General features: G+C 42.5%; 11 protein-coding genes. 6 read left to right on the top strand and 5 right to left on the bottom strand.

The features are described from left to right. Nucleotides 1-6: 6 nt before the first annotated feature. Nucleotides 7-2,097: a beta-1,3-glucanase family protein gene (locus tag R2I63_RS06305; protein WP_316355910.1), complete on the bottom strand. Its 2,091-nt coding sequence runs from the start codon at nucleotides 2,095-2,097 to the stop codon at nucleotides 7-9. A 564-nt stretch (nucleotides 2,098-2,661) separates the two neighbouring features. Continuing rightward, nucleotides 2,662-3,162 carry a hypothetical protein gene (locus R2I63_RS06300; protein WP_316355909.1) on the bottom strand — a complete coding sequence of 167 codons (501 nt, stop codon included), beginning with the start codon at nucleotides 3,160-3,162 and terminating at the stop codon, nucleotides 2,662-2,664. Between the two features lie 624 nt (nucleotides 3,163-3,786). On the opposite strand from R2I63_RS06300, the gene R2I63_RS06295 reads away from it, so the two are divergent. Next, nucleotides 3,787-5,028 carry a CCA tRNA nucleotidyltransferase gene (locus tag R2I63_RS06295; RefSeq protein WP_316355908.1) on the top strand — a complete coding sequence of 414 codons (1,242 nt, stop codon included), beginning with the start codon at nucleotides 3,787-3,789 and terminating at the stop codon, nucleotides 5,026-5,028. Here R2I63_RS06295 and R2I63_RS06290 read toward each other — a convergent pair. Next, nucleotides 5,025-6,785 (bottom strand): PP2C family protein-serine/threonine phosphatase, encoded by a 1,761-nt coding sequence (locus R2I63_RS06290; protein WP_316355906.1) that lies wholly within the window; start codon nucleotides 6,783-6,785, stop codon nucleotides 5,025-5,027. The genes R2I63_RS06295 and R2I63_RS06290 overlap by 4 nt on opposite strands. A gap of 30 nt (nucleotides 6,786-6,815) precedes the next feature. Here R2I63_RS06290 and R2I63_RS06285 point away from each other — a divergent pair, with 30 nt between their 5' ends. The 5 genes from R2I63_RS06285 to R2I63_RS06265 all read left to right on the top strand — a co-directional run bounded on the left by R2I63_RS06285 (nucleotide 6,816) and on the right by R2I63_RS06265 (nucleotide 11,007). Further along, on the top strand, nucleotides 6,816-7,571 hold the full coding sequence (locus R2I63_RS06285) for a TrmH family RNA methyltransferase (protein WP_316355904.1): 756 nt from the start codon (nucleotides 6,816-6,818) through the stop codon (nucleotides 7,569-7,571). Then, complete coding sequence (rsgA, locus tag R2I63_RS06280; RefSeq protein ID WP_316355902.1) at nucleotides 7,547-8,677, top strand: ribosome small subunit-dependent GTPase A; 1,131 nt, start codon at nucleotides 7,547-7,549, stop codon at nucleotides 8,675-8,677. The genes R2I63_RS06285 and rsgA overlap by 25 nt, the downstream gene beginning before the upstream one ends. Before the next feature lie 25 nt (nucleotides 8,678-8,702). Then, nucleotides 8,703-9,953: a phosphopyruvate hydratase gene (gene eno / locus R2I63_RS06275; RefSeq protein WP_316355901.1), complete on the top strand. Its 1,251-nt coding sequence runs from the start codon at nucleotides 8,703-8,705 to the stop codon at nucleotides 9,951-9,953. Between the two features lie 192 nt (nucleotides 9,954-10,145). Continuing rightward, nucleotides 10,146-10,550 carry a hypothetical protein gene (locus R2I63_RS06270; protein ID WP_316355899.1) on the top strand — a complete coding sequence of 135 codons (405 nt, stop codon included), beginning with the start codon at nucleotides 10,146-10,148 and terminating at the stop codon, nucleotides 10,548-10,550. 40 nt (nucleotides 10,551-10,590) lie between these two features. Further along, nucleotides 10,591-11,007 carry a cupin domain-containing protein gene (locus R2I63_RS06265; protein ID WP_316355898.1) on the top strand — a complete coding sequence of 139 codons (417 nt, stop codon included), beginning with the start codon at nucleotides 10,591-10,593 and terminating at the stop codon, nucleotides 11,005-11,007. Here the strand turns inward: R2I63_RS06265 and R2I63_RS06260 are convergent, their stop codons facing one another. Further along, nucleotides 11,008-11,592 carry a peroxiredoxin gene (locus tag R2I63_RS06260; RefSeq protein WP_316355897.1) on the bottom strand — a complete coding sequence of 195 codons (585 nt, stop codon included), beginning with the start codon at nucleotides 11,590-11,592 and terminating at the stop codon, nucleotides 11,008-11,010. It lies immediately after the preceding gene. Between the two features lie 31 nt (nucleotides 11,593-11,623). Beyond that, nucleotides 11,624-12,253, bottom strand: coding sequence for an MBL fold metallo-hydrolase (locus tag R2I63_RS06255; protein ID WP_316355894.1), 630 nt, complete (start codon nucleotides 12,251-12,253; stop codon nucleotides 11,624-11,626). Nucleotides 12,254-12,266 lie beyond the last annotated feature (13 nt).

The raw sequence follows: 12,266 nt of genomic DNA, 5'->3' as shown, positions 1-12,266 counted from the left end.
GGTTTTCTATTGATTCCATGGTGGAGTACTCGTATCAAAGGTCAATAAGAATTCAGGGTCTTGTCCTGTGGGAACTTTTCCTGCCTGATTTAGATTCGTAATTGTAAATTGCACTCCAGCTTGATATTTGCGCGTCACACCGGTAAAGGCATTCTTAATATTATTTGATGCAATCGGTGTAATTAATTGATGGTGTAGGTTAATATCATACACATAATCCACCCCTTCATAGCTAAAGGTTGCGGTTAGTTTACGGTTATTTGTTGGATTGATATCAGGCCGCGGAGTTAAGTCCTGATTCCCATTTGTTGGAGCAGTGGTTGAATGCTGGTTGCCCTCGTTATCATACCAGTCGAACTGGACCGCCACAACGCCACTCGAGGGCCCAATCGACACCTTATAGGAATAAGTATCTTGAGTCACATCAGGGATGGTCATACCACCCATATCTTCTAGTGTCATAAGAGCATATGCAGTGGCAGCTCCTTGAGGTGTTGCATGTGCATTCGACCCACAAGGGACTGCCGAAGTGGTAGAGGCCGGACAAGGGACACAGATCAAGTTTTCAGGATTGTTACCGTAAATATCCTGAATGGCCAATCCACCGATTAAACCGCTCATATTTAAGAGATCATCGAAATCGTATGCATACCCATTCCCTAATTGATAGGAAGAGGAATTTGGGACTGAAAATATATTGTTTGTAATCTCTTCGAGATGAACAGCTAGATCATAGACATTCCACCAAGGGCCTCCTTCTAGTGTCTTTGGATTGCTGAAATAGTCAAAGTTTTGCTGCTGATACCCTATTTGATTGTTATGAAATGGAGGAGAGGCGATGTCGCTATTGGCAATCGGGAACTTTCCTATTGTAAAAAGACCGCTCATCAATTTTTGAAGCTCTGCTGTATTATCAGGGACGACTTGGTCTGAAGAAGATTGAGGCTCAAAAGGAAATTTTCCACCACTAAACAATTGTTCTGTTGTCAATTCCATTAAATTCAACTTCAAGTTTTGATTGGGAACCGTTGTAGTGTTGAATAGTAAAACATTTGGAGTAGAAAAAGATGAGATCGTATATGTAAGATCAGTCCCAGGAGTAATCGTAGCTTCCAATGTTGTTGAGCCTAGATAATGTTGATAAACAGCATTTATGAAGCTGTTTGTCGACCCCTGCCCATATGCAGTATTAGAAATATAATCTGAAGGAAAATAAGTTTGGGGATAAGCAGCACCAACGAACTTGCTAGATCCCGTGCCAAAACCAATGCTGTTTTTGGCTGCAAGAACTCGAAGGTAAACGGTCGGAGCGGTTGAGTCGGTATAAGGATCATCGTAATAGAAGATACCCAATCGGCTCCATATACCAGATGAATCATGGAGATTCATTGTATCAAGGATATTTTTGATTAGAGTGCCACGATTTTTTTTGGTACCCATTCCCGCTGGAACCGTGATGATACTAGATGGGGAACAACCATAAATAAGAGGATTGCTATCGCCTAGTTTGTAGGCTCCCAACTGCATGGGGAGTGTAAAGTGGTCAACATAGGAAAGGTTTAAAAACAAATTTGTTCCAGAGTCCACTTGGTTTTCGGTAAATGTCAATTCAAAATCTTGATAGAGGGTATAAAAGTTTGGGTCGTTTAATGCTGTCTGAGAGGGATCTCCAATCATGATGAACCCACTCGATGGGTCTGAAGAAGTCTCGATAAAAAGTGGTTTATTGATAGAAAAGTAACCTCTTGCAGCGCTATTGATAGGAAAATAAATCAAAAAAGCTTCATCTGTAGCTGCTGATCCAGCTGCCGGCGGAAGTTGAGCCAAAGTTTTGCTCGATACAACTGAATTGTTGTTTCCCGCAGCATCGGGATAAACGTAAGCACATTTTCCCGTTGTCGCATCTGGCACCAAAAAACAAGGAACCCCTTGATCATCTAATCCATGAGCCATGAAATAGATGTTGCTGCTATTAAGCCCTGATCTGTTTTCAATGACTGTAGGGGCAAAGTTCTGCTCCCATTGCACCGGAATTGAAAAAGCCCATGTTGATAAAGACACAAAGATAACGAGAAAGAAAAATTTCCATGAAAGCATGTATTATTCCCTTTGATTAAAAACTCATCTTAATAAAAGCAGTCAGAAAGGGATACTTCGCCTAGCCAGCGGTTAAAAAACCTTATCCTATTGCAAGAATAGGGCTGTGATTTTTTCAGTTCACTGGAAATCAAAACCCTTACTTCTTCCGGCTACCCATTTGCGTAAGGTGGGTTTAGAAATAAAAAAACCATTAGGTCGACTCTCCTAAACAAGAAGATTGACAACTTTCTTACTAACATCATTGCCTCATTATCGGGAACACCCTTGCATATGTCAACTTAAATTTTTACTTAATAACGTTGTTGATTCAGATTTAATTGTTTGCGCTATCGTGTCCTTCGCAATTACCGTGACGCCAGGAAGTGTAATGCAGTAGGTCTTATTTAGCGTAATTCAGTATCACTGTTCTCCACTTGTTGTCCCAGTCCTTGCTATTTATTGCAGCCCTTAGCTGCAAGATCGGATTCAAACCCTCTCTAGATCATCGCATATGCTGTTTTCCCTTGCAGCGCTGATTAATTAAGCTTTCAACGGTAGATTCTGCAAAATTGCTTGTAAAAACTAATCCTTTCTTCTCTCTCGAGAGTTAATTATCCCACCCTTATTATTCTTAATATATTTAAAGAATTTATCCAGTTTGTTAACTGTATTATCATTTTTTGCTTTTGATATTAACTGATCAAGTCTAATGATTGCAGCATCTGTGTTACCTCGACATAGGTGCCACTTGACCCTCAAAACCTTACTTTTTAGCTCTTCTTGCAATGAGATGTTTTCCATTTTCATAGACAGATGAAACCAGTCCAAAATTGATGCCATGCTTTCGCATATCGGCCTCAATGCCTCAGCAATACTCCAGCAATTTTGAGCTCCATCGCATAGAGCTGTAATGTGAGTCTTAGGGGTCAAACCTTGTTTGATTGCTGCAATAATCGTATCTTCGACCATTTCCGATTGGTTATCATTGTATGCAGATGCAGCGCAGCTTTTGCTAGACAGGTAGTTCCTGGTGTCTTTGCTGTTAGCTTGTAGTGACTCTGGGCTATAAATCACAGAAGTCAATACCTCAAAACTTCGAGTGTCAGCATCTTTTTTTCTGCTCTGCTGACGGTTTGAAGTGTTTTTCGAACTTCTTCCGTTACAAGCTTGATCCGATTGTGATTATTTATTCTTCTAAGGTTTGCTGGAAACATGTCAAATAATTCTTCGCCCTCCCTAAATGTATGCTTAGCTCCTAACACCGAATGCATTACTGCACCTCAATCTGCGCATCGAAACTTCATGATCTGTAAAGATGTTGCTAAACACAGAGATATGATTTCTTTTCTTTGTGAATCTTGATGAACATTTGGGACAATTCTCAAAGTCTTCATTGATTAGAGAGGCTTTTTCGTTGATAATTTTGTCCAAGGCCGCTTGGATCAACCCTGTCTGGTTTTCGTGAGAGAGCAAAAAATCTAGACAGTTTGTTGGCTTGGTGATTTCACCTTCCATGAGAAGGGACTTGTTTGGAGCACTACTTGGGTTGTCCAAATCAAAAGATTAGAATAATTACCGACCTATATTATTACAAAATTTGACCTGTGAGATTACACTTCCACCCACCACAAGGAGAGGAATCACAAAAAATAAGATCCATTTCATTGACTTCTCCTAAAAAAAAGCACGATATATTACCCTTGTAACTTGAGTGCAAGAATTCTGAAAAGGAAAAAAGTGACCCATTTAGACGTTGGGATCTCCATCATCAAAAAGCTCTATGAAGAGGGGTTTACCGCCTATTTTGCTGGAGGGTGGGTCCGTGATTTTCTGATGGATCACCCTTCTGATGATATTGACATTGCCACCGATGCCTCTGTTGAAGACGTGCAAAAGATCTTCCCCAAAACCATTCCTGTCGGCGTGAACTTTGGAATCGTGATTGTCGTTGAAGAAGGGCATCAATTTGAAGTTGCCACGTTTCGGAAAGATCAAGGATATAAGGATGGAAGACGCCCCATTAGCGTCGAAAAAGCCGACCCTGAAGAAGATGCTGAGCGCCGCGACTTCACCATTAATGGAATGTTCTACGACCCCATTAAAGAAATCCTCTACGACTATATTGGAGGGCAAGAAGACCTTAAGAAAGGAATCATCCGCGCTATTGGAAATCCTCACGAGCGATTTTTAGAAGACCGCCTCCGGATGATCCGCGCTGTGCGCTACGCAAGCCGTTTTCACTTCCTTATCGAGAATGAAACCTTTAAAGCGATTCTCGATCATTCCGATGATCTTTTCCCAGCAGTCGCCATCGAGCGCGTATGGAATGAGTTTTCAAAGATGGCTCTTTTCCCTAATTTTGATAGGGCGCTAATCACCCTTCAAAGACTCAATCTACTCTCTGTGATCTTCCCTGCCCTCAAAGAAGTCCCCACTGAAGAGATTGAAAAACGGGTCGCAAAACTCCCCCACTTTCCAGAAGAAGCACCTGTTATTTCCCGCATTTTAGAACTTTTCCCGAATGCATCCCTAAAAGATAAAAAAGCCCTGTGCTCCTACTTAAAACTTTCGAACCAAGAGATCCGTTTTGTTGAAACTTACCACCATGCCATCGAAATATTCCTCTCTAAACAAGATAGGGAGCTCTACGAATGGGCTCATTTCTACGCGAATCCTCTCTATCCTATCTGCCTAAAAATTGCCGCGATCCACTTCCCCTTGGATGAACGTCAAACTTTCCTTCAAGAGCATCACATGCACGCTAAAATGCTTGGCAAAGCTATCCACAAAATCCAAAACAAAACTCCCTTTCTTTCCTCAGCCGATCTCCAAAAAGTCGGCATCCCTCCAGGTCCAAAAATGGGAAAACTCCTTAAACAAGCCGAGCGCATTGCGATTAACGAAAACCTCGATTCTCCTGAGGAAATTCTCAAGAAACTCTCTCTTTAAAGGATTTTGAGAATAACGATTGTAAGATCGTCATGCTGGGGAGAACCTTCTGCAAAGAGGGCGACTTCTTCGATCATGTCATCAACGATTTGTTTTGGAGGGAGGTCTTTTTTGTCTCGGAAGGAGGTTAGAAGGCGCTCTTCCCCAAACATTTCCATGCCATCGTTGTGCGCTTCAACAACACCGTCGGTATAAAGCATCAGTGTATCACCTGACTTTACTTGAACTTTGTCTGTTGAAACGGCTTCGAAGGGAACCACGCCAAGGGCCATCCCCTTTGTGGAGAGCATTTCAATGCTACCATCAGCTCTTTGAAGAAGGGCAGGGAAATGGCCGCAATTGGAGTAGTGAAGCAGTTTCGTTTTGGGATCAAAAAAAGCGATAAAGGCTGTAACAAAAACGCCCGTGTCTCCCGTATCTAGACAAAAGAGGTTATTTGTTTCGCGAACGATCACATCAAGATCTTCATGAATTTCTCCATAGCTACGGAGCATACTACGCACGCTCAGAGAATAGAGACAAGCTGAGATTCCTTTTCCTGAAGTATCAGCGATTGATAACATGAGTTGCCCGTTAGTAAGAAAGTCATAAAAATCCCCTCCCACTTCTTTGGCGGCAATAAAGCGCGCAGCCATGTCTACGCCTGGAAACTTTGGAAGCTCTTTTGGCAAAATAGCGGCTTGGACTTCCTCACCAATGAGAAGCTCTTGTTCATAGGTTTCTTTTTCAAGCCTCTCTTTGTGAGCAACCTCTATATGTTCATCAAGTGAGCTCACGGTTTCATTAAATATCTCTCCAAGACCATTGATCTCAAACCCCATTGAGACGGAAGTATACCGTTTTTTTAAATCTCCACGTGCTACGTGGTCCATGATTTGAATGAGTTTACGAAGAGGTTTCCCAAGCTTTTTGGTCAAAAGAATCGCCCCTCCTCCCCCAACAAGAATAATGAGGCCAAGAATAATGAGGATCTTCATAAAAAAATAGGGAATATCCACAAAATTCACTTGCTCAGGTGCCGAAATAAGGAGGAAAAAGTTCGTTTTGGGAACATGTTTTTCTTTTGAAATAAAGGTTTCATCATTGAGAGAGTATTTCCCCTCAACAGGGCACACAAACTGATGCCCTTTAAGATTCTCATCCGTCGACGCAATGACCATTCCCTCTCTATCGATTAAGGAAGTTGAAGCAGACGAAATACTATTCTTTTCAATAGGAAAGTTCTTCGATAGGTGCGCCAAATGAAACACTGTGATCCATGCTTCATCGCGCTCAGGAACGTAACGGGTGAGATAAAAGATTGGAACAGAGGGTTCAACAACAAAAACAATCCCTTTTTTGGCTTCATCAATCAAGCCTGTAAAGTCCTTTCCCTTAATCGCTTCTTTAGACGCCATGTCCGAAGTGTATTGCCCGTTTTCCATTTTTTTAACATGAAATAACGCAACAACCCCGTCTCTTCGCGCAAGTTCATCGAGTTCCCCCTCGGGATTGGGAATCTTCCGGAGAAGATATGAAACTTCTGATAGCACCTCCATTTCGCGCGAGATAATACCTTCGATAAGACCCACTTTTTGATCCATAATCACCTTGAGTGTGAAGTTGTTATTATCTTTTTTAACGCGGAGATCATCGATGTAAAGCAGACCAACTAATGTGAGAAGTGGAATAATCAGGAAGAGTGTGGCAATCAGGAAGATACGGGCAGCAAGAGACCCCCCCATCCCACGAAGCTTTTCCTTTTTCTCCCGATTCATGCTATACTTCCCCTAAAAGCGGTTAGTTTTATGGTAACAAAAGAAATTAAGAGTTTACAACACCCTATTGTCAAGCATCTCGTTAAACTCCGGAAAGAGAAGAGGTACCGAGAAGAAAAAAGGTCTCTTCTTCTTGAAGGAAAGAAAATGGTCTGTGAGTACCAGGGGGAAATGGATCTACTCCTCACCACTAGAGGAGCAAGCATTCCCGATCATCTTTCTCCAAAGATACGCTTTGTTGTTCCTTCTGAAATTATTGAAAAAATTGCTGGGACATCTTCTCCTGAGCCGTTCCTTGCTGAGGTCCCCCTTCCCTCCCCACCAAGCCTCGATGGAAAAACGTGTATCCTTGCCCTGGATAGAATTAGCGACCCTGGAAACCTTGGAACCCTCATGCGCACGGCCTTAGCGTTCGGGTTCGACGGAGTTTTCCTTATTGGCTGCACCGACCCATTTTCTCCAAAAGCTCTGCGAGCAGCAAAAGGAGCGACATTTCATCTTCCCATTCGACATGGCAATGAAGGTGACCTTTTGCAGTTGATCGAAAGCAATCGTCTTACCCCTTATGTGGCCGACGCAGGTGGAGAAAATATTGCCATGCCAACTCCACTCGTTCTTATTCTTGGCAGTGAAGCCCATGGCCCCTGCGAAAGACTCAAAAACAGTGGCAAAACTGTCGCAATTTCAATAGATTCTCAAACTGAATCCTTGAATGTTGCAGTTGCTGGTGGCATCCTAATGAACAAAATTCGAGAAGCGCAGTGCCTAAATTTGATGATTACCTAGATTACGAAGAAGATTTCTACGGTGGTGGAAAACGGGAAGGTAGAAAAGAAAGGCGCGAGACTCAAGCGAAGGATCGATCAAAATATAAAAAAAGTGACCGCGACCAAAAAAATCAACAACTGAGAAAAGAAGAACCTCCTCTTGGTGCAAATGATCTGCGAGGAAGAGTCCTTACGATTTCTCCTGATACAATCGCAGTTTCCGCTGAGCATCAAACCTATTTTTGCTCACTCAAAGGAGCCCTTAAGAAAACAAAGACAAAACAAAAAAACCTCTTTGCCGTTGGTGACTGGGTCCATTTTGAAAAAAAGGGCGCTAACTCAGGAGCCATTCATCATATTGAAAAACGGACTTCAACACTTGTGCGCGCAGAAAACCTATCGCGTAGAAAAACACAATTGATTGCAGCAAACATCGATCAGGTTTTTATTGTCATGTCTCTTGTATCTCCAAAGTTCAAACCTCTTCTTGTAGATCGGTATATCCTTTCAGCAAAGAAAGGAAACATGCAACCAATTGTGATTATTAACAAAACCGATCTGTTAATAGATCCTCCTGAAAATATTTTAGAAGAAGAGATCGATGCCGAAAAAATTCTACTCGAAGAGTTTTTAGAAGCGTATCGCCCCTTGGGAATCCCTGTTGTGACACTTAGTGTTTCTACTGGGGAAGGACTTAAGGAACTCAAAGATCTTATGGAAAACAAAACTTCCGTATTTTCCGGGCAGTCGGGAGTGGGAAAATCCTCTTTGATTAATGCTGTTTTAGGAAGCGCCCTTCCGATCGGTCCCATCGCCCTAAAAACAAACAAGGGATCTCATACAACCACAACAGCTGAGCTGATTCCCCTTGCAAACAAAGCCTTTTGCATCGACACTCCTGGAATTAAAAGTTTCGGTCTTTGGGAAAATGATCCCGTGGCCATTCTTGAAATTTTTTCAGACTTTGTTCCCTTTGCAAAAAACTGCAAGTTCCCCAACTGCACCCATATTCATGAGCCCAACTGCAGCATTAAAAAAGCCCTTGAAGAGGAAAAACTTTCCCCTTTGCGCTATGCGTCGTACACCACATTACTTGAAGATACTCCTCCAAAAGAGTGGGAATAAATTCTCGGTTTTGTAAAATAAGCCTATGACAAAAATTAGCAGAATACATGCCCGGGAAATTCTCGATTCAAGAGGGAATCCCACAGTTAAAGTCGAAGTAACGACTGAAGATGGAGTGACTGGGAGGGCGGCAGTCCCTTCGGGAGCTTCAACCGGAGAACATGAAGCCGTTGAACTTCGTGACAATGATCCTAAAAGATACGGCGGCAAAGGAGTCTTAAAGGCTGTTGCCAATGTCAACGGTCCCTTGAATACCTTCCTTAAAGGATGGGATATCTTTGATCAGGAAGGACTCGACCGTGCCATGATTAAAGAAGATGGCACCTCAAACAAAGGCAACTTTGGAGCGAATGCTATCCTAGGCATTTCTCTTGGCGTTGCGCGTGCTGCTGCCATGACTAAAAAAATCCCCCTTTTCGAGTATATCGGATCCAAAGATTCAACCCTACTTCCTGTGCCGATGATGAATATCATCAACGGTGGCGTCCACGCTGATAATTCTCTCGATTTTCAAGAGTTTATGATCCTACCCATTGGCGCCCCTTCATTTTCGGAAGCGCTTCGATATGGAGCAGAAACGTTTCATGCTCTTAAAAAAATTCTTAAAGACAAAGGGTTAACAACATCAGTTGGCGATGAAGGAGGCTTTGCTCCCAATCTTTCCTCAGATGAGGAGGCACTAGAAGTCATTCTTTTGGCAATTGAAAAAGTTGGGCTCAAGCCCGGTAAAGATATCTCACTAGCCATGGACTGCGCAGCATCCGAATTTTACAATAAAGAGAAAAAACTTTACATCAATCGAGATGCAAAAGCTCAAGTCGATCACTTAGAAAAACTCTGCAATAAATTCCCCATTGATACCATTGAAGATGGGCTGGATGAAAATGATTGGGAGGGTTGGAAAATTTTAACAGAGCGTCTAGGAAAAAAGATCCAACTTATCGGTGACGATCTTTTTGTGACAAATACAGAGTTTCTTCAAAAAGGAATCGACTCCCATATTGCAAATTCCATCTTGATTAAAGTAAATCAAATTGGAACTCTCACAGAAACACTCGATGCGATTCACTTGGCAAAGAAAAACAACTATTTAACCGTCATTTCTCACCGATCAGGTGAAACTGAAGACACTTTTATCGCTGATTTAGCCGTTGCAACGCGTGCAGGACAAATCAAAACCGGTTCGCTTTCTCGCTCAGATCGGATTGCAAAATACAACCGCCTTCTCTTTATCGAGGAAAAGCTTGGCGCATCCGCTACATACTGGGCCTGTTGAGACAGTCGCTTTCTACAGACTTTGCGATTATTTTCGAGAAAAAACTGAAATTTTACAAATCGACATATGCCTAAGTATAGGAGAGTTATAAAATTTCAATTTTCCCCGGAAAGGGTGCAAAAGATGTAGGAATGGACTTTCTTAATAGGCCAACACTTGCAATAAAACCCATCCCTTAGATATGGAGATAGTATGGCGCGGCAAACTGTAGCTTTATTTGGAGAGGCAGAAAAGGGAGAAATCGGTTCTCCTCTTTTGATGAAGACTCTCTCTCATCTTAATGATACGTTAGGACATCCCCCCAAGGAAAGTCGAGGAATCTTCTTTGCTATTCAGTTTCTTCTCTATGAACAAGAAGTCATCTTCATCCGTGTTAAAGAAGAAGGGTTTAGCACCAAAGATTATCTCAAAGGAATGAAGCATCTCCAAAACAAGAAGCAGATTTCTCATCTCACCGCTCTGTGCCTTCCTGGAGTCGGTGATGCTCGTATTCTCGATGCAACACACCCCGTCACAGATACACACGAGGCTCTCATCATTACAACCGAGCAAGACCTCTACGACTATCTCACCTCTCTTCAACTGCCCAATATTTAAAGCTTTTGATATGCTCCTTTCCAAACCACTGGAGGTTTGTATGAAAAAATTGAGCCTATTATTATTCCCCCTGTTTGTATTTGCGAATGTAATTTCTCACGAAGATCTTCCATCTTTTCGAAAGGCTGGGGCAACACTCTCTGGTCTTGCAACATCAAGTATGGGAGCAAAACAATACGAAGTATGGCGCAGCTCTTTAGCGCCAGGAGGGTACACCCCTCTTCACACCCATGCATCAGAGGAAATTTGTATCTATTTAAGTGGAAAAGGAAAAGCTGTTATTGGTGGTGAAGAAATGTATTTTGAAGCTCCATGCACAATCATCTGCCCTGCAAATATTGAACATCAGTTTTTCAATATCGGGGAGGAGCCAAGCGACCAGATTCTCATCCTTGGCATTGACTCCACCATTGTTGATGCTGACAAAGAGGTCATGAACCTCCCTTGGAGAAGGTGATTAATTAAAATAAGTGGTGAGACCATCTTGAGTTGGCTTCAGCGACTTGTCCCCTTTTTTCCAGTTGGCAGGACACACTTCACCATTTTCCTCATGGAAGATCAGCGCATCAAGAAGGCGAATCGCCTCATCAACTGAGCGTCCAAGTGGCAGATCGTTCACAAGTTGATGACGGATCACCCCTTCTTTATCGATCAAGAAAAGTCCTCGAAATGCAACACCATCTTCTTCGTTAAGCACATGGTAATCGCGAGCAATATTTTTATTTAGATCAGCAACGAGAGGATATGTGACCCCTTCGATTCCACCCTTTGCCTTAGGAGTGTTGACCCATGCTAAGTGGCAAAATGCGCTATCAACTGAACATCCAATCACTTGAGCACCGCGTGCTTCAAACTCCCCAAGCTTTTCTTGAAATGCATGCAATTCTGTCGGGCATACGAAAGTGAAATCTAAAGGATAGAAAAAGAAAATAACGTACTTTCCATTAAATAGATCAAGGGAGAAATTGTCGTTGATTTTCCCTTTTGCAACGGCCTGTGCTTTAAAGTTCGGGGCTTTTTTTCCAATAAGTAAACTGTTCATAGGATTTCCTTGGGTTTTCGACGATTATACACTAACTGAAGATTTCGCGCGCGCGCGGAAGCCAATTTTCATCTCCAATAGTGGTGGAGGGGCCATGCCCAGAATAAACCACCGTGTCAGGGGGAAGCTTTTCTAACTTTTCAAGGGAACTCCACATATCAGCACGATTTGCTGTTGCAAGGGAGATGTTTCCAATAGAACCCTTGAATAGGGTATCTCCAGCAAATAATATTTTTTCTTTTTCAATATGAAAGCAAACGCCCCCAGGAGTATGACCTGGAGTTTCAATCACCTTCAGATCGAGGTGACCCACAGAAATGACTTGCCCCTTTTTGAGGTCAAACTCAGGCTCAACACCTTCAATTTCCATCATCAAAGGAACACCATCGGATCCTGGAGACATCACGTTATTGCGATCATTTTTGTGAACATAAACAGGAATCCCAAAGCTTTTCTTGATTTTCTTAAGGTCTCCAATGTGATCCCAGTGCGAATGCGTTAATAAAACCGCCTCCACTACAATTCCACCTGCTGCTTGGATCAAAGATTCAGCACTTCCTGGCGCAGGGTCGATAAAAATGCCTTTGCTCGTTTCAGAACAGGATAAAAGATAAGCATTGGTTTCAAAAGGGCCTGAGGGAAAACATTGAACTTGGGACATACTAGCGCCTAGA

This window comes from Candidatus Neptunochlamydia sp. REUL1 (assembly GCF_963457595.1).
Classification (GTDB): domain Bacteria; phylum Chlamydiota; class Chlamydiia; order Chlamydiales; family Simkaniaceae; genus Neptunichlamydia.
The sequence above is the reverse complement of the archived record's forward strand: the minus strand, read 5'-3'. Positions and strand labels throughout refer to the sequence as shown.

What these genes read in the sequence shown, in the direction of transcription:
- R2I63_RS06285 (WP_316355904.1), top strand. Translation starts at nt 6,816, where the DNA reads ATGGTAACAAAAGAAATTAAGAGTTTACAACACCCTATTGTCAAGCAT.
- R2I63_RS06305 (WP_316355910.1), bottom strand. Translation starts at nt 2,097, where the DNA reads ATGCTTTCATGGAAATTTTTCTTTCTCGTTATCTTTGTGTCTTTATCA.
- R2I63_RS06270 (WP_316355899.1), top strand. Translation starts at nt 10,146, where the DNA reads ATGGCGCGGCAAACTGTAGCTTTATTTGGAGAGGCAGAAAAGGGAGAA.
- R2I63_RS06265 (WP_316355898.1), top strand. Translation starts at nt 10,591, where the DNA reads ATGAAAAAATTGAGCCTATTATTATTCCCCCTGTTTGTATTTGCGAAT.
- R2I63_RS06260 (WP_316355897.1), bottom strand. Translation starts at nt 11,592, where the DNA reads ATGAACAGTTTACTTATTGGAAAAAAAGCCCCGAACTTTAAAGCACAG.
- R2I63_RS06255 (WP_316355894.1), bottom strand. Translation starts at nt 12,253, where the DNA reads ATGTCCCAAGTTCAATGTTTTCCCTCAGGCCCTTTTGAAACCAATGCT.
- eno (WP_316355901.1), top strand. Translation starts at nt 8,703, where the DNA reads ATGACAAAAATTAGCAGAATACATGCCCGGGAAATTCTCGATTCAAGA.
- R2I63_RS06290 (WP_316355906.1), bottom strand. Translation starts at nt 6,785, where the DNA reads ATGAATCGGGAGAAAAAGGAAAAGCTTCGTGGGATGGGGGGGTCTCTT.